The organism is Pseudomonas sp. gcc21, from assembly GCF_012844345.1.
Lineage (GTDB): Bacteria > Pseudomonadota > Gammaproteobacteria > Pseudomonadales > Pseudomonadaceae > Halopseudomonas.
In genome coordinates this window covers 3,424,243-3,447,832 of record NZ_CP051625.1, presented here as the reverse complement: position 1 = coordinate 3,447,832, position 23,590 = coordinate 3,424,243, and the positions used below count along the sequence as shown (strand labels likewise).

General features: G+C 58.0%; 26 protein-coding genes and 2 tRNA genes. 3 read left to right on the top strand and 25 right to left on the bottom strand.

Annotated elements, in window-relative coordinates; genetic code table 11:
* Positions 1 to 12: 12 nt before the first annotated feature.
* The 6 genes from HG264_RS15970 to HG264_RS15945 all read right to left on the bottom strand — a co-directional run bounded on the left by HG264_RS15970 (position 13) and on the right by HG264_RS15945 (position 4,723).
* Positions 13 to 1,443, bottom strand: coding sequence for an iron-containing redox enzyme family protein (locus tag HG264_RS15970; protein WP_169408533.1), 1,431 nt, complete (start codon positions 1,441 to 1,443; stop codon positions 13 to 15).
* Between the two features lie 117 nt (positions 1,444 to 1,560).
* On the bottom strand, positions 1,561 to 2,082 hold the full coding sequence (locus HG264_RS15965) for a DUF421 domain-containing protein (RefSeq protein ID WP_169408532.1): 522 nt from the start codon (positions 2,080 to 2,082) through the stop codon (positions 1,561 to 1,563).
* Between the two features lie 12 nt (positions 2,083 to 2,094).
* Entirely contained in the window at positions 2,095 to 3,078 is a 984-nt protein-coding gene (locus HG264_RS15960; protein WP_169408531.1) for a cation diffusion facilitator family transporter, read from the bottom strand.
* Positions 3,075 to 3,797, bottom strand: a complete 723-nt coding sequence (locus HG264_RS15955; protein WP_169408530.1) for a transporter substrate-binding domain-containing protein — start codon at positions 3,795 to 3,797, stop codon at positions 3,075 to 3,077. The genes HG264_RS15960 and HG264_RS15955 overlap by 4 nt, the downstream gene beginning before the upstream one ends.
* Positions 3,798 to 3,889: 92 nt before the next feature.
* Positions 3,890 to 4,426 (bottom strand): RNA 2',3'-cyclic phosphodiesterase, encoded by a 537-nt coding sequence (gene thpR, locus HG264_RS15950; RefSeq protein WP_169408529.1) that lies wholly within the window; start codon positions 4,424 to 4,426, stop codon positions 3,890 to 3,892.
* Between the two features lie 36 nt (positions 4,427 to 4,462).
* Positions 4,463 to 4,723 carry a hypothetical protein gene (locus HG264_RS15945; protein ID WP_169408528.1) on the bottom strand — a complete coding sequence of 87 codons (261 nt, stop codon included), beginning with the start codon at positions 4,721 to 4,723 and terminating at the stop codon, positions 4,463 to 4,465.
* 173 nt (positions 4,724 to 4,896) lie between these two features.
* Here HG264_RS15945 and HG264_RS15940 point away from each other — a divergent pair, with 173 nt between their 5' ends.
* Together HG264_RS15940 and HG264_RS15935 are read left to right on the top strand one after the other, a co-directional pair.
* Positions 4,897 to 5,487, top strand: coding sequence for a hypothetical protein (locus tag HG264_RS15940; protein WP_169408527.1), 591 nt, complete (start codon positions 4,897 to 4,899; stop codon positions 5,485 to 5,487).
* A 44-nt stretch (positions 5,488 to 5,531) separates the two neighbouring features.
* Positions 5,532 to 6,227 carry a pseudouridine synthase gene (locus tag HG264_RS15935; protein ID WP_169408526.1) on the top strand — a complete coding sequence of 232 codons (696 nt, stop codon included), beginning with the start codon at positions 5,532 to 5,534 and terminating at the stop codon, positions 6,225 to 6,227.
* 11 nt (positions 6,228 to 6,238) lie between these two features.
* Here HG264_RS15935 and HG264_RS15930 read toward each other — a convergent pair whose 3' ends face one another.
* The 17 genes from HG264_RS15930 to rlmE all read right to left on the bottom strand — a co-directional run bounded on the left by HG264_RS15930 (position 6,239) and on the right by rlmE (position 22,289).
* On the bottom strand, positions 6,239 to 6,568 hold the full coding sequence (locus tag HG264_RS15930; RefSeq protein WP_169408525.1) for a hypothetical protein: 330 nt from the start codon (positions 6,566 to 6,568) through the stop codon (positions 6,239 to 6,241).
* Positions 6,565 to 6,894, bottom strand: a complete 330-nt coding sequence (locus HG264_RS15925; RefSeq protein WP_169408524.1) for a hypothetical protein — start codon at positions 6,892 to 6,894, stop codon at positions 6,565 to 6,567. The genes HG264_RS15930 and HG264_RS15925 overlap by 4 nt, the downstream gene beginning before the upstream one ends.
* Positions 6,895 to 7,034: 140 nt before the next feature.
* The gene (gene pnp / locus HG264_RS15920) at positions 7,035 to 9,143 is read right to left on the bottom strand and encodes a polyribonucleotide nucleotidyltransferase (protein ID WP_169408523.1); all 2,109 of its coding nucleotides are present in this window, start codon (positions 9,141 to 9,143) and stop codon (positions 7,035 to 7,037) included.
* Positions 9,144 to 9,231: 88 nt separating this feature from the next.
* On the bottom strand, positions 9,232 to 9,501 hold the full coding sequence (rpsO, locus tag HG264_RS15915) for a 30S ribosomal protein S15 (RefSeq protein WP_169408522.1): 270 nt from the start codon (positions 9,499 to 9,501) through the stop codon (positions 9,232 to 9,234).
* A 162-nt stretch (positions 9,502 to 9,663) separates the two neighbouring features.
* Positions 9,664 to 10,584 carry a tRNA pseudouridine(55) synthase TruB gene (gene truB / locus HG264_RS15910; RefSeq protein WP_169408521.1) on the bottom strand — a complete coding sequence of 307 codons (921 nt, stop codon included), beginning with the start codon at positions 10,582 to 10,584 and terminating at the stop codon, positions 9,664 to 9,666.
* Between the two features lie 3 nt (positions 10,585 to 10,587).
* Complete coding sequence (gene rbfA / locus HG264_RS15905; protein ID WP_169408520.1) at positions 10,588 to 10,974, bottom strand: 30S ribosome-binding factor RbfA; 387 nt, start codon at positions 10,972 to 10,974, stop codon at positions 10,588 to 10,590.
* 180 nt (positions 10,975 to 11,154) lie between these two features.
* On the bottom strand, positions 11,155 to 13,671 hold the full coding sequence (gene infB / locus HG264_RS15900; protein WP_169408519.1) for a translation initiation factor IF-2: 2,517 nt from the start codon (positions 13,669 to 13,671) through the stop codon (positions 11,155 to 11,157).
* Positions 13,672 to 13,732: 61 nt separating this feature from the next.
* Positions 13,733 to 15,214: a transcription termination factor NusA gene (gene nusA, locus HG264_RS15895; RefSeq protein WP_169408518.1), complete on the bottom strand. Its 1,482-nt coding sequence runs from the start codon at positions 15,212 to 15,214 to the stop codon at positions 13,733 to 13,735.
* A gap of 52 nt (positions 15,215 to 15,266) precedes the next feature.
* Complete coding sequence (gene rimP, locus HG264_RS15890) at positions 15,267 to 15,722, bottom strand: ribosome maturation factor RimP (RefSeq protein ID WP_169408517.1); 456 nt, start codon at positions 15,720 to 15,722, stop codon at positions 15,267 to 15,269.
* A 118-nt stretch (positions 15,723 to 15,840) separates the two neighbouring features.
* A tRNA-Met gene (locus HG264_RS15885) sits at positions 15,841 to 15,917 on the bottom strand.
* 102 nt (positions 15,918 to 16,019) lie between these two features.
* Positions 16,020 to 16,104, bottom strand: a tRNA-Leu gene (locus HG264_RS15880).
* Positions 16,105 to 16,116: 12 nt separating this feature from the next.
* Positions 16,117 to 16,497 carry a preprotein translocase subunit SecG gene (gene secG, locus HG264_RS15875; RefSeq protein ID WP_169408516.1) on the bottom strand — a complete coding sequence of 127 codons (381 nt, stop codon included), beginning with the start codon at positions 16,495 to 16,497 and terminating at the stop codon, positions 16,117 to 16,119.
* Positions 16,497 to 17,255: a triose-phosphate isomerase gene (tpiA, locus tag HG264_RS15870; protein ID WP_169408515.1), complete on the bottom strand. Its 759-nt coding sequence runs from the start codon at positions 17,253 to 17,255 to the stop codon at positions 16,497 to 16,499. The genes secG and tpiA overlap by 1 nt, the downstream gene beginning before the upstream one ends.
* A gap of 69 nt (positions 17,256 to 17,324) precedes the next feature.
* A complete protein-coding gene (glmM, locus tag HG264_RS15865; RefSeq protein WP_169408514.1) occupies positions 17,325 to 18,671 on the bottom strand; it encodes a phosphoglucosamine mutase in 1,347 nt (448 codons plus the stop codon).
* A 40-nt stretch (positions 18,672 to 18,711) separates the two neighbouring features.
* Positions 18,712 to 19,560 (bottom strand): dihydropteroate synthase, encoded by an 849-nt coding sequence (gene folP, locus HG264_RS15860; protein ID WP_169408513.1) that lies wholly within the window; start codon positions 19,558 to 19,560, stop codon positions 18,712 to 18,714.
* Positions 19,561 to 19,567: 7 nt separating this feature from the next.
* Positions 19,568 to 21,517, bottom strand: a complete 1,950-nt coding sequence (ftsH, locus tag HG264_RS15855) for an ATP-dependent zinc metalloprotease FtsH (RefSeq protein WP_169408512.1) — start codon at positions 21,515 to 21,517, stop codon at positions 19,568 to 19,570.
* A gap of 142 nt (positions 21,518 to 21,659) precedes the next feature.
* Positions 21,660 to 22,289 (bottom strand): 23S rRNA (uridine(2552)-2'-O)-methyltransferase RlmE, encoded by a 630-nt coding sequence (gene rlmE / locus HG264_RS15850; RefSeq protein WP_169408511.1) that lies wholly within the window; start codon positions 22,287 to 22,289, stop codon positions 21,660 to 21,662.
* Between the two features lie 82 nt (positions 22,290 to 22,371).
* Between rlmE and yhbY the strand changes: the two genes are divergently transcribed.
* Positions 22,372 to 22,686 carry a ribosome assembly RNA-binding protein YhbY gene (yhbY, locus tag HG264_RS15845; protein ID WP_169409172.1) on the top strand — a complete coding sequence of 105 codons (315 nt, stop codon included), beginning with the start codon at positions 22,372 to 22,374 and terminating at the stop codon, positions 22,684 to 22,686.
* A 10-nt stretch (positions 22,687 to 22,696) separates the two neighbouring features.
* Here the strand turns inward: yhbY and HG264_RS15840 are convergent, their stop codons facing one another.
* Positions 22,697 to 23,119 (bottom strand): hypothetical protein, encoded by a 423-nt coding sequence (locus HG264_RS15840; protein ID WP_256663707.1) that lies wholly within the window; start codon positions 23,117 to 23,119, stop codon positions 22,697 to 22,699.
* Positions 23,116 to 23,589 (bottom strand): transcription elongation factor GreA, encoded by a 474-nt coding sequence (gene greA, locus HG264_RS15835; RefSeq protein WP_169408510.1) that lies wholly within the window; start codon positions 23,587 to 23,589, stop codon positions 23,116 to 23,118. The genes HG264_RS15840 and greA overlap by 4 nt, the downstream gene beginning before the upstream one ends.
* Between the last annotated feature and the right edge of the window lies 1 nt (position 23,590).

Here is a 23,590-nt window from a genome sequence, read left to right as displayed (position 1 = left end):
CTTGATAATGGATCAGCCCAGGGCGGTAGTGAAAAGCCGGGTAGCCAGCAGCCCCGCTGCAGTAGAGTGCGAAGCAGGCGCCATCAGCTCGATCAGGCGCTGCATTCGCGCTTCGGTCGGCAGGTCGCGCAAAGTACGTTGCAGTTCGACCAGCTCCTGATCGACATCGCCGGCCTTCTGTCCCTGGACAGAGGGCAGCTCCTCGCTCACAGCACGCCGCCGCGCGCGCGGCCGGAATGCCTTGCTCCGGCCTCCTGCAGCGGCAGACGAGCCGGCATCGCCAAACCAGTCGCCGGCAATCCAGTCGCGTAACAGCTGTTTTTCGAAATGACTGAACACACCGAACATCTGCGCATCCGGGCCATCGACCAGCTGCCAGAACCGGCTGTTGGCAGGGTCTTCGTGACGTTTGATCCAGCCACGCTGCTCCAGCGCCGCGAGAAAGTCGGGGATATCTCCGGGGCGCGATAACCATTCATTCACGGTGCGTCCGCCAATCCGGCAAAAGTCCGAGTGCATTTGCTGGCCGAAAACGCGCTTTCGCTCGAACATGTCGATCAGCTCGGATTCGAGGTCGAAGGCTTCGATCACGTCAACGGTGCCGAGCCCCAGATCGTTCAGGCGGTAACCGTTAGCCACTCGTTTGAGAAAAGCCTTGCTGTCACCCACTGCGGGCATGCTATCGAGTACCGCCTGCACAGCCTTGCGCGCATGCCCTGTCGCGGCGTTATCAATAGTCACGTGCAGGGTGAAGTAATAGGGGTCGATGTCCAGCTCGTTCAGCTCGAAGGCTGTGATCAGCAGATGCAGAGGCAGCTGTTCATAACCCAGGTTGTAGCCGATCAGTTCGGGCAGGAACGCGTCTGCGTGATAGCCCAGGGCAAGCTGCATCGCGCCTTGCAGGTAATGCCCATCACTGAATTCCGGCAGGGTCTCGCAGCCCTGTTCGGCCAGTAACCGCTGATAGAGCACTACGTGATTCTGTGCCGGAACACCGTCGCCGAGCTCTTCCAGATAGGTGCGGATAAGGCCGTAGAAGCGGCTATCGTTCCACTTGTCCAGTACGCCATACAGCCAGGCACCATCGACCAGCTTGGTCGGCGCGACCCGCTGCAAAAACGCGAGCGCGTGGGCTTTACAGCTGAAATAGCGCCTCGGTTGCCCCGCTTTACGGCTCTCAAGATAGGCCGCGTACCGATCGCCGGTGGCCAGTACCTGTCGCTCCATCCACTCGACCATTGCTTCAGGCTGCGATGGCAGTTCACAGGGCAGACGTGAGGCCGCCTGCAACTGCTCTTCGAGAAAGTCCCGCGACTCGCTCAGGCTGTTCGCAGACGAGGGCTCCTCCAGCAAGGCCTGGTAGACACGCCTTGCACGGCCGCTATCGGCCGTTTCGGTACGGCTCGAAGGGGTAACTCTTTGAAGCGTATCGGGCGTCAACATCTGCACTCCTGACTCATGCAATGCCCGCAGCGCTGTCGGCTGAAGGCTGTCATTGTCTATCTAAGAGCCTGGTCGGCGATGAAAATTCCATCCCACCCGTGACGCTGCGCTGAGCGGTTATCCGATCTTTCCGGGGCCTTGTACATCCTTGAGTGTCGGACTCTCAGGCGCCTCGGCTTGCCCGATGACATCGAAGCTACCGTCGGTCTCCAGAATCACCGCGCCGACCTTGGCCAGGTCCGCATAGCCGCTGGCGCGCGCGACGGCGAGTATTTCATTCTCGGTCACTCGCTCCTTGCGTAAAGCATCGTCCAGCATGCGCCCGTTGTGATAGAGCAATCTCGGCTCGGATTTGACGAAGCGCCGAACCGCCGCGGAGCGGACCGACAAGGCAGTAATGATGTATTGGGCGGAAATCAGCAGACCGAAGGCAAGAATGCCCTCCAGCAGCGGCACATCCTTGGACAGCAGTACCGTAGCCAGAGTCGAGCCCAGCGCCACGGTTACTACCAGATCGAAGGCGTTGAGTTTGGACAGTGTGCGTTTGCCCGAAATACGCAGCAGAACCACCAGCGCGATGTAGGCCAGCGCGCCTACGACAAGGACCCTCCCCAGCCCTCCCCAGCTTTCAAAAAACATCAGACCACCTCACTATTCAGGCTGCTGCCCGTCCTGCGGCACGGTTTCTCTCGGTGACAGCGCGACGGGCATCACCACCAGATCATGCAGGCGCCAGTCCACTGACAAGGCAGCATCGATAATCTCCTCGATGCGCCGGGGTAATTCATCGTAGTCATTGAAGACGATGAATAACTCGCCGGACATCGAGTGCCCTTCTTCACGCAAGCGCACCGAAATGTGATCGATATCCGGACGCCCGCGCAGTGCATTGCAGATGCGTTGCTCAAGTCCCAGTGGCTCCCCTGTCGCGACGGTAGTCGGGCGGTGATCCATCAGGTCGGAGATTGCACGCCGTGTGTTACCTGCCCCGTCCCGTATCACATCGATTCCAATGACACCGGCTGCCACCGCGTCGGCCCACCATATGCCGAAACCTATCCCTATTACGCCCAGTATCGCCGCCCCGGCAGTCAACCAGTCGGCCCGGTTCATCGCGGCATCGGCGTACAGCGTGCTTTCATGCAGGGAATCAGCGAGGGGCAGCTTCATATGGCCGAGCACCAATGGCGGGATAAAACTGTAAACAAGCGCGGCGATCATGATCCAACCGGACCAGATCTCCCATTGTTTGAACAGATAGAAATGCCCGAGCGTGGGGTGTTGTTGACTGATGAGCGTACTGGCGGCCTCGTACAGTACAAAGAGCCCCAATATCAGGATGGCGACGGCAGCGCAGAGAAAGGCCAGCAACGTGGCCTTGCTATAGCCATAGGGATGCGCCGCATCCGGTCGGCGATTACGCACCCGCACGGCAATCAGAAAGACGATGGGCGGGATAAGGCTGATGATGTCTTCAATCAGCGCAGCCTTCATCGCCTGGGACTTGCCCATGGAGAAATACATCACCACCACAATGCTGGACATGAACAGGATCGTCAGCCATTCCAGCACCTTGGCCTTCTTCAGCTGGCGCTGTTTGTCGGGCGGCAAAAGATAGTTCGGACGGATCCTCATTGTTCAGCGGCCCGCCACAGCGCAGCGTCCAGGTGCGCATTGTCGTTGTGCTGGAACAGGTATCGCTCCAGCTCCATCAGCAGGGCATTTTCCCCTGGCGCAACGGCGATAACCTGTTCGTCCTTGCGGAGCTCAATGTCCGTCGGGGTATAGCCGCGCCCGATGATCTCCCAGTATGGCGCTGCGACCAGACCATCAGTGAAGAAAGGATCGCTGTGTGCATCGGGTTCACCGCCCTTGCGTTCGATCACTTGCCGCAATCTGCTGTGCGGCTTGAGCGCAACAGAGCGGCCATCAATGTCCTTGACCGCTTGCTGGCCCAGCGGGGCCGCTATCTGCGTACGGTTGATGTAGAACGGATTGGTGTAACCCACCTGCTTCAACCAAGGGTTCGTGGCGCTGAAGCCACCCACTATGATGTCCAGTTCGTTATGCATGAGCGCTTCGAACAGTTCCTGATCGCCGCCCCACACGGTATCCACACGCGCGTCGAGCTGTTCGGCAAAACCGCGCACTAACTCGCCTTCCACGCCGCTTAGCTGATCACTGTCGCCGCCGGTTACCCAGGGGCTGTTGAATATGGCCCCCACCCGCAGGACCCGATCCGTCTTGATGCGCTCGAGCGAGTTCTCGGGGTCACGCGGAAAACCGTCACATCCGGCAAGCGGCATCAGAAACACCAGCAGGAAAAGGAACGACCGTAGAGGGTCGTGGCGCATGGGCATAGCGGCTCCAGAAAACAACCTTGACGAGGCGTCTCCTGTATTCGGACCGGTGCCGTACGAACGGGTTCCTCCGACGCTGGCCGGAGTCAGGACAAGGGAAATTCATGCAGCACCGAATACACCGATCCTTCCGATGCCTGTGTGCTGGAGAACAGGGCAAGGGTGTCGAACCTGAACCACTCGGACGTCAGCCCGTCATGGCGCCGCGCGACCTGCATCGCCGAGTGGTCGCCCCCGCGGATTCGGGCAAGCGTGATATGCGGCTTGAAGCCGGCGTGTCGATCCTGCGGTAAGGCAAGCGGCGCCAGGCGCTCATCGATCTGTTCACGAAGCTGCACCAGGGGTTGTTCCGGCGCGACACCTGCCCACAATGCAAACGGCCGTTGCGGGCCCCCGAAGCATCCGGCGCCATGCAGCCGCAGGGTTATCCGCTCGGTATTCAGGTCGGTTAGTGAGTCGATAATCATCGGGATGAACGCATCACTCGCCTGGCCAAGAAAGCGCATGGTCAGGTGAATTTGATCAGCACGCTGCCAGCGCGCCCCCCGCAGTGGCTCGTGGATGTCCAATAGCTGCTGCTTGACCGGCGCTGGCAGCTCAAAGCCAAGGAACAAGCGAGGCATATCGAGATTCTCCTGCGATCAGCACCGCAACCTTTCTTACGCGCCACAGGCATCGCAGATAGAGAGGATATCGACACGGTATTCAATATCACCGTTGCGCTCCAGTTCGGCCCTCTGCTTCTCGTCGAGATTCAGATCGCTGGCCGCAATCTGCTCTGCGCTGACCTTGAAGGAGCGGCCCTGTTCGATCGCCTCGATCTGATCATCAGTCAGCCCGACGATATCGACCTTCACCCGCACCTCTTCCTCACACTCGTGATGGGTCTGATCGGCGCAATTGAGAGAGTAGACTGGCATGCCGCTGTCCTCGTAGATAATGAAATATACCTTTCACAGTCTGGCATGCGTTATGCGCTGCAGTTCCGCCCTGGATATACACCATTCAACCGGCGCGGCGCCTTCCGGTTTGCGTCGCTGGCCAAGCGTTACTAACCTGTCTGCATACATGCGTCTCCCTATGGAGGACCACTATGAGCACGATCATTGCCGCCAGGTTCGAGGATCAGGACCACGGAGAGAAAGTTGTCGCCGCGTTACGTGACGCAGGATTCTCGCCGGAGGGCATCTCGTTGTTTTACGTCAACCCGCACGGCCAACACGACATCTATCCCATAGGTGGGGACGAAAACACCTCGCCGGGCGCGCGCGAGTCGGGCAAAGGTGCCCTCGCCGGCGGTGGTGTCGGTGCCGTGGTTGGCGCCGCAGCCGGGCTGGCCGCCACGCCTGTTGCCGGGCCTCTAGGCGTCGCGATTGGTGCCGGTATCGGCGCGTACACCGGCTCACTGGCAGGTGCGATGGGCAAGACCGATCAGGGTTCCGGCGTAGACGAAGCCGAATCCAGGGGTGAGCTGGACGAAGAAGAAGTCAAACAGCACAAGGCGATCGAACGCCAGGCCGGAACCTATGTCGCGGTGCGCACAGGCGGCACTGAGAGCCGCGCCAAGCAGGCGGTGGAATTATTCCGCGTGCATGGCGGCGTCGACATCGAGCATGCTGAAGGTGAACTACGCAACGGCCACTGGACCACCTTCGACCCGCGCTCGGTGGTCAACCTGGTCTGACAGCTATTCCTGCGGCGAACCACCGGCGGCTATACTGCGCCGCCATGAGACTCGACCGCTTCATCAGTAAACATACTCCACACAGTCATCAGGCTTCGCGTCTGATGATTGCGCGTGGATTGGTGCAGGTGAACGGTAAGGTGGTACAGGATCCGCGCGTCGACATCGACCGGTTCATGGCGGTCACGCTGGGCGATGTCCTGTTACAGCAACGAACGGCACACTATCTGATGCTGCATAAGCCAGCCGGCTATCTCAGCGCAACCAGCGACCCGGTGCATCCGACTGTCATGGAGCTGCTGCCTGCGCCGCTGCGTCCGTTATTGCATATCGGCGGTCGCCTTGACCGCAACAGTTCCGGCCTGCTGATCCTGACCAATGACGGACTCTGGTCCCGGCGCCTGACTGAACCCGGCAAAAAGATCGCCAAGACCTATCGAGTCACCACAGCCAGACCCATCACGCCGCAAACCCGGCTACGGTTCGCCGAAGGTATCTACTTTGCGCTGGAGAATCTCACCACCTCCCCCGCCCAGCTCCAACAACTTGACGATCATTCAGCACGCCTGACTATCTATGAAGGGCGCTACCATCAAGTGAAACGCATGTTTCACGCCGTTGGTAATCATGTAACCGCTCTGCACCGTGAAAGCATGGGCGAAATTCGATTGGACGACACGCTGGAGCCGGCCGCCAGCCGGCCATTGACCGAGGCAGAAATCGCTTCAGTTGACGGGTAAAACGCCCCCGGCTATTCCTGACTCAGTAGCCGCTGCGCCAGCTGTTCCGATCCGGCAAAATATTCCAGACCGAGGCCGACGGGCACTCCGCAAGGCCTGGCACCAAGCGAGCGAGCAAGCGCATCCAGCCCGGGGCTGAAATACAGTTTGAGCTCACAATGCAATCGACCTTCTGATTCGAATCGTTGAAAGACCGCCAGGTCATCGACCGCCTGCCTGCACGCTTCGTCCACCGCCTGCAGCACTGACTCGAGCTGTTGGTCAGCCAGCAACGGATCCCCGACATTGAGTACATGCCAGACGCTGGGGGGTGACGACCCTTCCCGCGTATCGAAGCTCATCTGACGAGCGCAATAACAGCCACCACCACGGCTACCAGCGACGCAGCCGAGGACAGCATGACCAGCTTCTGCAGTCTGTTGACCTCCTGCTGTAGCCTCGCCGCCGCGTCATCAATCCCCAGCACTGTTTGCTCGAAATTCTCAGCGAGGGTATGGATGGACTCAGCGTTGCGGGTTGCCGCGGTTTGTAACTCTTCTATCTGTCGGGTTACCACCGGGTCTGCCTTGCTGGCGTCCGGTTTGGACGTGAAGGCCGGAATGGCGGTCGCCACAATCTGTGTGACATAGGGAAGCGTGGTTTTCAACAACGGTAACCAGGCTGGCATGGGCAGCGCCTCTGACGAAATGAGATAGCGTCAGCATAGCTGAGGTAGCTCAGCGTAAGAACCCGGCCGCACATTCCTGCCGCCAAACGCAAAAAGCCCCGGAGACCGGGACTTTTCGTTACTGCGGACTGAAGCTGATATCAGACGCCGCTGGTTTCAGCCGCTTCGACGTCCTTCATGGACAGCTTGATGCGCCCACGGTTGTCGACATCGAGTACCAGAACCTTCACTTCCTGGCCTTCCTGCAGCACGTCAGTCACCTTCTCGATACGCTGGTTGGCGATTTGCGAGATGTGTACCAGACCGTCCTTGCCGGGCAGGATGCTGACGAATGCGCCGAAATCGACGATACGCTCGACCTTGCCTGTGTAGACCTTGCCGATTTCCGCTTCGGCAGTGATACCGTCTACGCGCGCCTTGGCAGCGTTGGCGGCATCCTTGCTGGCAGCAAAGATCTTCACAGTGCCGTCGTCAGTGATATCGATGGAAGCGCCGGTCTCTTCACAGATGCTGCGAATGGTAGCGCCACCCTTGCCGATCACGTCGCGAATCTTGTCGGAGTCGATCTTCATGCTGATCATCGTCGGTGCGTTGGAAGACAGCTCCTTGCGCGACTCTGGCAACACTTCGTTCATCTGGCGCAGGATGGTCAGACGCGCTTCGTGGGCCTGATGCAGAGCGGTTTCCATGATCTCTTCGGTAATACCGTTGATCTTGATATCCATCTGCAGGGCGGTAACACCCTTCTCGGTACCGGCTACCTTGAAGTCCATATCGCCAAGGTGATCTTCGTCGCCAAGAATGTCAGTCAATACAGCGAACTTCTCGCCTTCCTTGACCAGACCCATGGCAATACCTGCAACAGGCGCCTTGAGCGGAACACCGGCATCCATCAGTGCGAGAGACGCACCACAAACCGACGCCATGGAGCTGGAGCCGTTGGATTCGGTGATCTCGGACACAACGCGGATGCTGTAAGGGAACTGATCCATGTCAGGCATGACAGCCTGGATACCACGACGGGCCAGACGGCCGTGGCCAATTTCGCGGCGGCCAGTGCCACCCATGCGGCCAGCTTCGCCTACCGAATAGGGAGGGAAGTTGTAGTGGAACATGAAGGGGTCTTTCTTTTCGCCTTCCAGAGTGTCCAGCAGCTGCGCATCACGAGCGGTACCCAGCGTAGTAACAACCAGTGCCTGAGTCTCGCCGCGGGTGAACAGAGCCGAACCGTGGGTGCGGTTCAGTACACCGACTTCGATATGCAGCGGACGCACAGTCTTGGTGTCGCGCCCATCGATACGCGGGTTACCGTTGACGATGCTCTCGCGCACGGTGCGGTATTCGATCTCGCCAAATGCATCCTTGACCTCGGCTGCAGAAGGCTTGCCTTCTTCTTCGCCGGACAGGGCTTCGATAGCCTGATTGCGCAACTCGCCCAGACGGGTATAACGCGCCTGCTTGTCAGTGACGGTGTAGCCTTCAGCAATACCGGCACCAAACTGGCCCTTGATCGCGTCCAGCAGCACAGTGTTTTCAGGCGCAGCCTGCCAGTCCCAACGCGGCTTGCCGGCTTCGGCAGCCAGTTCCTTGATTGCCTGAACGGCAGGCTGGAATTCCATGTGGGCGAACAGTACTGCACCCAGCATCTGGTCTTCGGTCAGCTCTTGCGCTTCGGATTCGACCATCAGTACGGCGTCTTCAGTACCCGCTACGATCATGTCCAGACGCGAAGACTTGAGCTGCTCGTAAGTTGGGTTGAGGACGTAACCGTTGTTCTCGTCGAACCCGACACGGGCGCCGCCAATGGGGCCGTTGAAAGGAATGCCGGAGATGGCCAGCGCAGCAGACGTACCAATCAGCGCGGCGATATCCGGATCGGTAGTCTTGTCTGTGGAGACAACAGTACAAACGACCTGGACTTCGTTCATGAAGCCGTCTTCAAACAACGGACGGATCGGACGGTCAATCAGACGCGAGGTCAGAGTCTCTTTTTCGGTAGGCCGGCCTTCACGCTTGAAGAAACCGCCGGGAATCTTGCCCGCAGCGTAGGTTTTCTCGATGTAATGCACGGACAGAGGGAAAAAGTCGCGACCGGCTTCGGCTTTCTTGGCTCCAACAACGGTACACAGAACGCTGACGGCATCATCGATGCTGACCAGAACGGCACCGGTAGCCTGGCGAGCGATGCGGCCCGTTTCCAGGGTAATGGTGTTATTACCTAATTTGAATTGTTTGATAACCGGTTTCACGGTGACTTTTCTCTCTGTATTTGCCTTTGGGGAATCTCTGGGCATGGTCGGGTTTCGGACCCGACCATGTCCAAACGGGAATGATCGCTTAGCGACGCAGACCCAGACTGCTGATCAAGCTGCTATAACGCGGAATGTCTTTCGACTTCAGGTAATCCAGCAGCTTACGACGCTGGTTTACCATCCGGATCAGACCGCGACGGGAGTGGTGATCCTTCTTGTTGTCCTTGAAGTGACCCTGCAGCTTGTTGATGTTTGCGGTCAACAGAGCTACCTGGACTTCCGGAGAACCGGTGTCACCTTCGCCACGGGCATATTCGGATACGATTGCAGCTTTTTCTTCAACGCTCAGTGCCATGACAGCTTTCCTCTGAGTGAACAGGCCAGGACATTTCGTCCTGTGTTTTAAATCGGGGAATGACCGTGCCTGTTAACAGCCACCCTCGTTGTGATCCATATGGATCGACTTCATCAGAACGCATCAACCCGCAGGTTGCAACGCACCTTTAATCACTAAATATTAACCACTGAATCGCATCAGTCTCTTGGGTGCGACCCGTGCGTCATCGGTCATTTCACCGATGCCGATAAATTTGCCGGTCTGATCACGCAGGCGAACCTTGCCGAATGCCGGACTACCGGGCACCCGTACCGCCTGACCGTGATTGAGATAATACGCGGTCTGCTCGGTAAGCTGCACCTCGGGCCAATCTTCCAGACCACTGTCGCTGGGTAACAGCAAATGATCCAGGGCGAGGTGACCGCCTTCGGCGTGCAGGGCTTCGAGCGTTTCCAGCGTAACAGCCTTGCTCAGATCAAAGGGGCCGGCCTGAATACGCCTGAGCTCGGAGACGTGTGCCCCGCATCCCAGTGCAGCGCCAATATCTTCAACCAGAGTGCGTATGTAAGTGCCCTTGGTGCAGTGCACTTCCAGACGTAACCGATCGCCTTCCAGGCCTAGCACAGTCAAGCGCTGTATGGTAACAGATCGCGCTTTACGCTCCACCGTTTCCCCGGCGCGGGCCAGCTTGTAGAGCGGTTGACCCTCATGCTTGAGCGCCGAGTACATAGGCGGTATCTGCTCGATATCGCCGGTAAACCGGGGCAGTACTGCTTCCACGTCGGCCTGGCTGACCTGAACAGGCTTCATCTCCAGCACATCGCCTTCGGCGTCGCCAGTAGTAGTAGTCATACCCAGGCGCGCTTCGGTGATATACCCCTTGTCGGCATCCAGCAAGTATTGCGAGAACTTGGTCGCCTCGCCCAGACATAACGGCAACACGCCGCTGGCCAGCGGATCCAGGCTGCCGGTGTGCCCACCCTTGCTCGCATTGAACAACCAGCGCACCTTTTGCAAAGCGGCGTTGGAGGTCATCCCGAGAGGCTTGTCGAATATCAGTACGCCGTCGATATCCCGGCGTTTGCTACGCGGTGCTGACACCCGTTACTCCTCGTTATCCCGGGGGTGCTGGCGATCTTCCTCTACCGCACGCTCAATCAAGGATGACAAATGCACACCGCGACGAACGCTTTCGTCGTAATGGAAATGCAATTGCGGAACACTGCGCAGCTTCATCGAGCGCCCCAACTGAACCCGGAGGAACCCTGCCGCATCTTTCAGCGCCGACAGGTTCTGAGCGATGTCTTCTTCAGTCGCTTCGCCCATCAGGGTCAGATAGACCTTGGCGTGCGCCAGATCGCGACTCACCTCGACCGCAGTAAGCGTCACCATACCGATGCGCGGGTCGCGGACCTCGCGATGGATCAGCTGAGCCAGTTCACGCTGCATCTGGTCAGCAACACGCTGGGTACGACTGTATTCTTTAGCCATAAAATTCACCTCTGGCTGCCGGGCTCTTTGCTCCCTTCATGGACGAGCAACGTGCCTGGCTACCTGAATCTGCGTTACACCAATAATCGGCATAACCCTCAAACAACAAACGGCAAGCCCAGCCCCTGGCGTCGCTCTGGACTGCCAAAAGGCCCTGGCTTGCCGCTTGCCGCAGACGTCTTAGAGCGTCCGCGCTACCTGGATGCGCTCGAATACTTCGATACGGTCGCCAGGACGGACATCGTTGTAGTTCTTCACACCGATACCGCATTCCATGCCGTTGCGTACTTCAGCGACGTCATCCTTGAAGCGACGGAGCGATTCCAGCTCGCCCTCATAGATAACCACGTCTTCGCGCAGCACACGGATCGGACGATTGCGATAGACAGTGCCTTCGATGACCATACAGCCAGCGATATCACCAAACTTGGGCGACCGGAACACGTCCCGCACTTCTGCCACACCGAGGATCTGCTCGCGCACATCACTGCCAAGCATACCCGTCAGGGCTTTCTTGACGTCTTCGATGATCTCGTAGATCACACCGTAGTAACGCAAGTCGAGGCCTTCGCTCTCGATGATCTTGCGCGCCGACGCATCGGCCCGCACGTTGAAGCCGAAGATCACCGCGTTGGAAGCCAGTGCCAGGTTGGCATCGGTTTCGGTTATGCCGCCGACCCCACCGGACACGATCTTGACCTGGACTTCCTCGTTGCCCAGCTCGACCAGCGAACTTTGCAGCGCCTCCAGCGAACCACGCACGTCGGCCTTGAGCACCACATTGAGAGATTTCTTCTCGCCCTGTCCCATGTTCTCGAACATGTTCTCGAGCTTGGCTGACTGCTGACGCGCCATCTTGATCTCGCGGAACTTGCCCTGACGGAACAGCGCTACTTCGCGTGCTTTCTTCTCGTCACTGAGAACCGTCAGTTCATCACCGGCGCCAGGTGTACCGTCCAGGCCGAGGATAGCGACCGGAATAGATGGGCCGGCTTCCTTGATGGTGTTGCCATTCTCGTCGAACATAGCCCGGACTTTGCCGTAGTTGACGCCTGCGAGTACCACGTCGCCCTGACGCAGGGTACCGTTCTGAACCAATACGGTCGCTACCGGACCACGGCCCTTATCGAGACGCGATTCAACCACAACACCGCGGCCAGGAGCCGTAGGCTGCGCCTTGAGCTCAAGCAGCTCTGCTTGCAATAGAACGGCTTCCAACAGCTCTTCAATACCGGTACCAACCTTCGCCGATACATGTACGAACTGAGTATCGCCGCCCCACTCTTCAGGGATCACTTCACGTGCAGCCAGATCATTCTTGATACGATCTGGATCTGCGCCTTCCTTGTCGATCTTGTTGACGGCTACCACCAACGGCACGCCGGCAGCTTTGGCATGCGCGACCGCTTCTTCGGTCTGGGGCATCACGCCGTCATCAGCTGCAACAACCAGAATCACGATATCGGTAGCCTCGGCACCGCGGGCACGCATGGCAGTAAACGCCGCGTGACCGGGGGTGTCGAGGAAAGTCACCATGCCACGATCGGTTTCGACGTGATAGGCGCCGATATGCTGGGTAATGCCACCCGCTTCGCCGGACGCTACTTTGGTGCGGCGGATATAGTCGAGCAGCGACGTCTTACCATGGTCAACGTGACCCATAACGGTCACAACCGGCGCACGACTTACATCCTCACCTTCGAAGTGCAGGTCTTCTACCAGGCGGTCTTCGATGTCGCTTTCCTTGACCTGCTTGACCTGGTGGCCCATGTCTTCAGCAACGATGGTCGCGGTGTCCTGATCAAGCACCTGGTTGATGGTCACCATGTTGCCGTTCTTGAACATGTACTTAATAACTTCAGCGGCCTTAACTGACATTTTCTGCGCCAGTTCAGCCACGGTCACGGTCTCGCCAATTACTACTTCTCGCACTACTGGTCCTGTCGGCTTCTCGAAGCCGTGCTGATTGCGTTTCTTGTGCGCCTTGAGCTTGCCACCGCCGCCGCGACGTCGCGCAAGCGCTTCGTCATCGTCGGATACGCGCGGTGCGTTACGGCCTTTGGCCCCACCGGCACGCTTGTTACGGTTACGCTCATTATCATCGTCACGCGTAGGCGCCGCCTTGCGCCGATGTTGCTCTTCTTTCTTCTTCGGCTGCTCTACCGGCGTCGGTTCAGCCGGCGCTGGCTCAGGCACAACCGGTGCCGGAGCCGATGCTGCTGCCGGCTTGATGGCACTAGCAGCCGCAGCTGCGGCCGCTTCCTGCTCAGCTGCCTTATGCGCTTCTTCCGCTTGTCGGGCAGCTTCTTCAGCCTGACGTTTAGCTTCCGCCTCAGCCGCCAGACGCGCTTCTTCAGCGATGCGTTGCTCTTCAGCTTCACGTTGACGCTCGGCTTCCTGCGCATCAGGCTCACGCTTGACGTAGGTTTTCTTCTTGCGCACTTCGACATTAACGGTTTTGCTACCCGCTACCTTCAAGGTGCTCATGGTCTTGCGCTTGAGTGTGATTTTGCGAGGCTCGGAACCCGAATCGCCATGGGCGCTTTTCAGGAACGTCAGCAGCTTCTGCTTCTCATCATCTGTAACAGGCTGCTCGGCACTTGAATGCGCCAACCCGGCTTCCTGCATTTGTTGCAGCAGGCGCTCAACCGGAGTACCTACTACCTGAGCCAATTCTTTGACCGTCACTTCCGCCATTCACTTCTCTCCTCAGTCGGGTCCGTGCGTCTCCGCAGGGGGGTACCGCTATACCGACCGGTTATTCAAACCAGGGCGCCCGGGCAGCCATAATCAGCGTGCCGGCACGGGCTTCGTCAATACCATCAATATCCAACAGATCGTCGACCGATTGCTCAGCGAGGTCTTCCATGCTGATGATGCCTTTTGCTGCAAGCTGGAACGCCAGGGCCCGATCAACACCTTCCATATTCAGGAGGTCTTCGGCAGGCTGGGCTTCTTCCAGCTTCTCTTCGCTGGCAATCGCCCTGGTCAGTAGCCGATCCTTGGCTCGTGCGCGCAATTCATTGACGATATCTTCGTCAAAACCGTCGATTTCCAGCATTTCTTCCATCGGAACGTAGGCTATCTCTTCTAGCGAAGTGAAGCCTTCTTCCACCAACATCTGAGCCAGTTCTTCGTCTACGTCCAGCTCTTCAATAAAGCCGCGCAAGATGTCGCCAGTCTCAGCTTCGCGCTTGGCGACGATGGCTTCTTCAGTCATCACGTTCAGGGTCCAGCCGGTCAATTGACTGGCCAGGCGAACGTTCTGCCCGCTGCGACCGATAGCCTGCGCGAGATTATCCTCGGCGACCGCAATATCGATGGTGTGGGTATCCTCGTCCAGGATGATCGACGCAACTTCTGCAGGCGCCATCGCATTGATGACGAACTGCGCCAGATTGTCGTCCCACAGAACGATGTCAACTCGCTCACCACCGAGCTCGCCGGATACTGCCTGCACGCGCGAACCGCGCATGCCGATACAGGCACCCTGCGGATCAATACGCTTGTCTTTCGAACGCACCGCGATTTTCGCGCGGGAGCCCGGATCACGGGCTGCGCCCATTACCTCGATCAGCTCCTCGGAAATTTCCGGCACTTCAATACGGAACAGTTCGATAATCATCTCTGGCGCGCTACGCGACAACACCAGCTGAGGACCACGATTCTCTGCACGAATTTCCTTGAGCAGCGCACGGATGCGGCTGCCGGTACGGAATGTCTCGCGCGGAATCATCTCTTCACGTGGCAGCACAGCCTCGGCGTTGTTGCCGAGATCGACTATTACGCTGTCCCGCGTAACCTTCTTGACTGTACCACTGATGATTTCACCCAGACGGTCACGGTAGGCATCGACCACCTGAGCGCGCTCGGCTTCGCGCACTTTCTGCACGATGACCTGCTTGGCGATCTGGGCGGCAATACGGCCGAACTCAACGGACTCGATCTTCTCTTCGATCATGTCGCCGATCTTCAGATCCGGATCACGCGCTTCGGCCTGATCAAGCGTCAGTTGCATGTCGGGTTCTTCGAAATCCTCATCAGCCACCACAGTCCAGCGACGGTAAGTGTCATAGCTGCCCGTATGCCGATCAATCTGCACCCGTACATCTACTTCATCTTCGTAACGCTTCTTGGTTGCTGTGGCTAATGCCAGTTCCAATGCTTCGAAAATCACATCGGGCGGTACGCCCTTTTCATTGGAAACGGATTCCACAACCAGCAGCACTTCTTTGCTCATCGTATGCCTCGCCTAACGCCGTCCATTGGGGCCACTGGAGCCCGAAAAATGCTCAAAACCGCGGGATAATATTGCTTTTGTCGATGGAATCGATGGGCAGCAGGTATTCGTGTTCACCGACCTGAAGAATCACCTCATCGCCTTCAACACCGCGGATGACACCTTGAAAATTCCGCCGCCCTTCATACGGGACGCGCAATCTGAGTTTGGCCTGTTCACCGGTATAAGCGGCAAACTGCTCCAGGGTGAACAGCGGCCTATCCATGCCGGGGGAGGACACTTCCAAGGTATAGTCCCCGGCGATGGGATCTTCAACATCCAGAACGGCGCTTGCCTGCCGACTCACCTCTGCGCACGCTTCGACAGTAATACCGTCCGGATGATCAATGTAAACGCGCAGGAGGGTGTGACGGCCCTGAGACAAATACTCAATGCCCCAACAACGATAGCCTAACGCTTCGATAATCGGGACCAGAAGTATTTCCAACTCAGAAACTTTGCCGGACAAATTCACCACCTTTGCTTTGCATGAATAAAAAATGGGCCTTTAAGCCCATCCTGGTCGCTGGCCACTTCCGAGGAAGTCCAGACATCTAACAAAAAGCCCCTAAAAAGGGGCCTTTGACTGGTTGCGGGGGCAGGATTTGAACCTACGACCTTCGGGTTATGAGCCCGACGAGCTACCAGACTGCTCCACCCCGCGTCGAATCTAGGGCATGAATTATACGCCCGGCCGCCCAACAAGACAACCGGCACACACAGCCCGAAAACAAAGCAGGGCCTGCCAAAGCAGACCCTGAATGATTGGTGCGGAAGATGGGACTCGAACCCATACACCCTAAGGCACTACCCCCTCAAGATAGCGTGTCTACCAATTCCACCACTTCCGCAAAACGTTAGGCTTACTCGACGGCGGGCACATCATCCGTCGCAGCAGGAGCCTGAGGGGCCTGCTCTTCAAGAACAGGTACATCCTCGCTCAGGACCGGAGTAGCCGGCTCAGAGCGCAACACCGGATCAGGCAAACCACTCTCGAGCGATCGTGCTGCATAATCGCTGGCATAGTAGGCCAGACCCAGAGAAGTCAGAAAGAATACAGCGGCCAGCGCGCCTGTCAAGCGACTTAGAAAGGTAGCTGAACCCTGACTGCCAAATACAGTGCCGGAGGCGCCAGAACCAAAGGACGCGCCCGCGTCAGCACCCTTGCCCTGCTGGATCAGTACCAGACCGACCAGAGCAATTGCTGCCATCAGGTGGATAACTATAACTACCGTCTCAATCATTATGCTCGTCCCGCGGCGCGCGCTATCGCACCAAATTCATCAGCATTGAGGGAAGCCCCACCAACCAGCCCCCCATCGATATCCGGCATCGCAAACAGCGCTTCGGCATTGTCCGCCTTGACACTACCGCCGTAGACAATCTGCACACAGCGGGCCTGCTCGTCATCGAGCATTGCCAGCCGGCCACGGATCATCGAATGTACATCCTGTGCCTCTTCCGGCGAGGCCGTCAATCCCGTCCCAATGGCCCAGACCGGCTCGTAAGCCACTACGCCCTGGGCGAGACCACCCACACCGAACGATTCAAGTACCACCTGCAACTGGCGCCCGACTACTTCAGCAGTCTCACCAGCATCGCGCTGCTCGCGCGTCTCGCCGACACACAGAATCGGTCGCAGACCACAGGCCAACGCGGCTGCAAACTTCTTGCAAACCACCTCGTCCGTCTCACCGAACAGACTACGCCGCTCGGAGTGACCAACGATCACATATTCACATCCCGCATCACGTAGCTGAGCTGGCGATACTTCGCCGGTGAATGCGCCAGGCTCGGCCTGGGTTGCGGATGTCTGCCCCGCCAGACTGATGGGCGAACCTTCAAGCGCTGCGCGGCACTGCTGTAGATACAGCGCGGGCGGAGCGATAACGAGATCAACCTCTTCGGGCCAATCCTGCTGATTCAATCCACCAAGCAAGGTCTCAACGGATTGCCGAGTACCGTGCATTTTCCAGTTTCCGGCGACCAGCGAACGACGCATGCCTAACCTCTCAGCTCAAGCGGGCGCCAATCTTACCCAAGATGCCCGGGCGAAACAACCGCATTCTACTCACGAAGCACTGAACAACCTGCTGACCTGTTCAGCCAGGATACCGGCCTCGGTTTCCACCTGCCCGGCGTCTTCGCCTTCGACCATCACGCGGATGACCGGCTCGGTGCCAGACAACCGCAGCAGCACCCTGCCCGCATCCCCCATACGCTGTTCCGCCTGGGCTACTCCGGCCTGCAATTCGGGATGCTCAAGTGGCGAGACCTCCCCGCGCTGGTAACGGACGTTGATCAGCTTCTGCGGACATTTGTGCATACCCTTGCGGGCCTCGCTGAGCGTCGTACCGGCGATTTGCAACGCACGCAGCACCTGCAACGCTGCGATGATACCGTCACCAGTAGAAGTGTGGTGCAGACAAACCAGGTGCCCTGAGGACTCGCCACCGAGAATCCAGTCGCGCTCACGCAGCTCTGCCATCACATACCGATCGCCGACCTTGGCCCGCACGAAGGGAACACCGGCTTCCTTCAGTGCCAGCTCAAGCCCAAGGTTGGTCATGAGCGTGCCGACCACACCGCCGCGCAATAGGCCACGCTGCTGCATATCCCGTGCGATTATGAAAAGCAATTCATCCCCGTCGACTTCTTCGCCCTGCTCGTCGACCATCAATACTCGGTCACCATCACCGTCGAAGGCAATACCGAGGTGCGCACCCGACTCCAGCACCGCCTCACGCAGCGCGGCCAGATCGGTCGAACCTACGCCTGCATTGATATTGAGCCCGTCCGGCTGGGCACCGATTACCTTTACCTCCGCACCGAGCTCGCGAAACACGTTCGGAGCTACTTTGTACGTGGCGCCATGGGCACAATCGATGACCAGCTTGAACGCCTTGAAACTGGTGCTGGTGGGCACACTGCTTTTGCAATACTCGATGTAGCGACCCGAGGCATCCTCTACACGCGCCACCTTACCCAGACTGGCCGAGTCGACGACCTCCATCTGCGAATCAACCAGACGCTCGATCTCGAACTCCAGTTCATCCGGCAGCTTGCTTCCGGTAACCGAGAAAAATTTGATGCCATTGTCGAAGAAAGGATTGTGCGATGCGCTTATGACGATACCGGCATCGGCCTGGAAGGTGCGCGTCAGGTAGGCGATCGCCGGCGTAGGCATCGGGCCGAGCAGTTGCACCTGGGCACCAGCGGCGGACAAGCCTGCCTCCAGCGCCGACTCAAACATGTAACCCGAAATGCGCGTGTCCTTGCCAATCAAAACCCGGCATTGGCCCTGACGCTTGAATGCCATCCCCACAGCCCAGCCCAGCTTGAGCATGAATTCGGGTGTTATGGGATGGCTGCCAACCCGACCGCGGATGCCATCGGTTCCAAAATAGCGTTTTTCCATGTTGCGCAAATCCTTCAGGTTCTGTCTTGTTCTGTTTGGGTCAGGCGGAGAGCACCGCTTCGATCATGCGAACCGCATCGACTGTTTCAGGTACATCGTGCACCCGAATGATGCGTGCGCCCTTGGTCACGGCAAGAGCGGTTAAAGCGATACCACCGAACAAACGTTGGTCCACCGGCCGGTCAAGCGTCTGACCGATCATGCTTTTACGCGATACCCCGACCAGCACAGGCAAACCGGACGGCTGTAGTGCCTCGAGGCGATTGAACAGTTGGAGGTTATGCTCCAGCGATTTGCCAAAGCCGAAACCAGGATCCAACACCAGACGCTGACGTGGAATACCTGCCGCTTCACAGGCAGCAACGCGGTCATTCAGGAACGCATTTACCTCGTCGAGAACCGAGGTGTACGTTGGCGCTTGTTGCATGGATGCCGGCTCGCCCTGCATATGCATGATACATACGGGCAACCCGGTCGCGGCAGCGGCTTCGAGCGCACCCGGCCGGCAAAGCGCGCGGATATCGTTGATAAACCCGGCACCCGCCCTGGCCGCTTCGGTGAAAACGTCCGGCGTACTGCTATCGACCGACACCACTGTATCGAAGCGTGTTTTGATCGCCTCGACCATTGGCACAACCCGTTCAACTTCCTGCGCAACGGACACCGGAGCTGCCCCGGGCCGGGTCGACTCCCCGCCGATATCGATCATCGTTGCGCCAGCGGCAAGCATTTGCTCGACATGCGCTAGCGCCGCGTCCTTCCGAGTAAACCGGCCACCATCGGAAAAAGAGTCGGGCGTAACATTGAGGATACCCATGATATGGGTTCTGGAAAGATCAAGCTCCCGATCACCGCAAGGCAACCGGGAGCTATTAGGCAGGTTAGTCATCGACGCTTCAGTGTTCGCCAGCAGGGCCGCCGATTATACCGCCATCCTTAGGCTTGTCGTCACCGGTCGTCACATCCGTGGCCGGATCATCTCCGACGCTCGCTGACGCACCAGGCCCCTGGCTATCGTCACCCTGCCAGCCTTTAGGCTCGCGAGGCGGATTACCAGCCATGATGTCATTGATCTGCTCGGCATCAATGGTTTCGTACTTCATCAACGCTTCGGCCATCATGTCCAGTTTATGCCGATTATCTTCAAGCAACTGACGGGCTGTTGCATAGCACTCATCAATGATCCGGCGCACCTCTTCGTCAATCAGCTTGGCCGTCTCTCCGGATACGCTGGCAGCTTGTCCACCCCCCATACGGCCGAGATAGCCTTCATTCTCGTCTTCGCCGTACATCAGCGGACCGAGTTTTTCCGACAGACCCCACTTGGTCACCATGTTCTTGGCCAGCTGCGTGGCGCGCATGATGTCATTTGACGCCCCGGTGGTTACGCCTTCAAAACCGAGGGTCATTTCCTCTGCGATACGGCCACCAAACAACGAACAGATCTGACTGATCAGCGCGCGCTTGGACAGACTGTACCGGTCCTCTTCCGGCAGAAACATGGTCACACCCAACGCACGGCCACGCGGAATGATGGACACCTTATAGACCGGGTCATGCTCTGGAACCAGGCGACCGACGATCGCATGGCCGGACTCATGGTACGCCGTATTGAGCTTTTCCTTATCGGACATGACCATGGATTTGCGCTCGGCGCCCATCATGATCTTATCCTTGGCCATTTCGAATTCTTTCATTTCCACCAGACGCTTGCCGGCTCGCGCAGCGAACAAGGACGCCTCGTTAACCAGGTTTGCAAGGTCAGCACCGGAGAAGCCGGGCGTGCCACGCGCAATATTGGTGGGCGCCACATCATCACCCAGCGGAACCTTGCGCATATGAACCTTGAGGATCTGCTCGCGCCCGCGGATGTCCGGCAAACCAACAACGACCTGGCGATCGAAACGACCGGGACGCAGCAGTGCGGGATCAAGTACGTCCGGACGGTTAGTGGCGGCCACCACGATGATGCCGTCGTTTGGCTCGAAGCCGTCCATCTCAACCAGCAGCTGGTTCAGAGTCTGCTCGCGCTCATCGTGACCACCGCCCATACCGCCGCCACGGTGACGACCGACAGCGTCGATCTCATCGATGAAGATAATGCAGGGTGCATGCTTCTTGGCCTGCTCGAACATATCGCGCACGCGGCTGGCACCAACGCCAACGAACATCTCGACGAAATCCGAACCCGAGATAGTGAAGAACGGCACTTTCGCTTCGCCTGCTACCGCCTTGGCCAGCAACGTCTTACCAGTACCCGGCTGCCCTACCATCAGCACGCCGCGGGGAATATGCCCTCCCAGACGCTGGAACTTGCCCGGGTCACGCAAGAACTCGACCAGCTCACTGACTTCTTCCTTGGCCTCGTCACAACCAGCGACATCCGCAAAAGTGGTCTTCACCTGGTCTTCCGTCAGCATCCGCGCCTTGCTCTTGCCGAAGCTCATCGGGCCGCCGCGTCCGCCTGCACCGCCCTGCATCTGGCGCATGAAGAACATGAAGATGGCAATGATGATCAAAATCGGGAAGCTGGCTATCAACAACTGAGTCCAGATGCTCTGCTGTTCTGGCTGCTTACCCTCGATAATGACGTCATTCTCGAGCAGGTCACCGATAAGCCCACTGTCCTGAATCGCCGGACGAATCGTGGTGAAGGTGGTGCCGTCGCGGCGACGCCCTTCAATCTCATAACCGTCAACCGTCACGCGTTCAACCTGACGATCTTCGACCATCTCGAGGAACTGGGTGTAATTGAGGGTATTGGTTTCGGTGGGAGTACTGAAATTGTTCATCACCGTCACCAGGACGGCGGCAATGATCAACCACAAGATGAGGTTTTTCGCCATATCGTTCAAATCGCTACCCTCTTGCCCCGCCGCACGTGCGGCCAAGCCTGACTGAAATCTTCATATATGTATGACATGCCTACCTTACACCAGTTTTCGGCATCACGGCAGGCGCGGCAATGTTACGCGCTATGTCGCGGCACTATGCTTGCGGGCCTTTATATCCCTTGGCCAGCAGGTAGGTTTCGCGGGACCGGTCTCTGGATGCCCCAGGCTTACGGGTAACCAGCTTGTCAAACTGACCTCTCATTTGCCGGAAGTACTCATCAAAACCTTCCCCATGGAACACTTTCACCAGAAAGCTGCCACCGGGCCGCAGAACCTGTGCCGCCATATCCAGCGCCAGCTCGCATAGATACATCGCCCTCGGCTGATCGACTTCAGGCGTACCACTCATATTGGGGGCCATATCAGAAATAACAAGATCTACTGGCTGATCGCCGATCGCGCGGAGAATCTCTTCAAAGACCGCTTCCTCGGTGAAGTCGCCTTCGATGAAGGTTACATCCGCAATACTGTCCATTGGCAGGATATCCGAGGCAATAATACGCCCCTTATCACCAATCAGACGGCTCGCCACCTGGCACCAGCCTCCCGGTGCCGCACCCAGATCCAGAACGGTCATACCCGGCTTGAGTAGCCGGTCCTTCTCCTGAATTTCCAGCAATTTGTAACTGGCACGCGAACGATAGCCGTCCTTTTGCGCCTTCTTGACATAGGGATCGTCAAAATGTTCTTTCAGCCAGCCTTTGCTGGTTTTGGATCGAGCCACGGAATACCTCGTGCAGCGGATGTCGCCGCCGGTTAAACTAGTCGCGATTTCTTTCAACGAAACTGGAACGCATACAGATATTATGGCGCTTAGCTCCGAACAGAAAAAAGTCTACAAACGTATTGGCCACCATCTCAAGCCGATCGTAATGATCAGCGAAAACGGCCTCAGTGAGGGCGTGATGGCCGAACTCGATCGCGCGCTCACCGATCATGAACTGATCAAAATCCGCCTGAGTGTTGCCGATCGCGACAGCAAACAGGCGCTGATTGAAGAGCTATGTAAAAACAGCGGCGCCGAGCTGGTGCAGGTTATTGGCAAGATGGCGATTTTGCTACGCAAAGCTAAAAAACCCAACGCACAGTTATCCAATCTCGTACGTTACAAGAACATGTGACCGGTCACGGCTAGCGTCCGGTTTCATCCGGACGTGGCTGGAGGACCAGTATCAGCCCCGCAAAAGCCAGAACCAGATAGCAGAACAGCTCGATGTAATCGCCGGCTGCAAAGAATCTTGCGCCGAAGAAGATGGCAGACGCGCCCAGCACTAGCATCAACAGCTGCCCACGCAAATCTTTCCACCATCCCCCACCTATCGCCGACCAGGCAATGACCAGCTGAAGCACTGCGCAGACGGCCGCAAAAGCCACCATCAGCGGTCGCATGAAATTGCCAATCTCGTCGGTCAGCATCGGCGCCAGGCCGAAGCTTTCCAATGCCGGTAGCAAGACAAAATGCAACATCCAGATGCCGCCGACCCATAGCGTTACGGTCAGCTGCCAGGCAACCCGACCGCTACGCAATGCAGGCACGGCGGCCGCCCGGCTCACAGGTGTCGCACCTCAACAATCTCGTACTCAACCACACCGCCGGGCGTCTTGACCGCAACGATGTCGCCTTCTTCCTTGCCGATCAACGCGCGGGCAATCGGCGAACTGACCGAGATCTTGCGCGTTTTGATGTCTGCCTCGTCTTCTCCGACGATCTGATAGACCATTGATTCGTCGGTATCGACGTTGGCGATTTCGATCGTGGTCCCGAATATCACCTTGCCTGAATGCGGAATCGTCGTAGGGTCGATGATCTGGGCGTTAGACAACCGCCCCTCGATATCGCGGATCCGCGCCTCAACCATGCCCTGCTGCTCCCGCGCAGCGTGATACTCAGCGTTTTCTTTCAGATCGCCCAGCTCCCGCGCTTCGGCTATCGCCTGGGTTATCTGCGGACGCATGGTGTTCTTGAGATGCTTCAGCTCTGCCTCGAGCGCTTCAGCACCCTGCTTGGTCATCGGATATTTCATG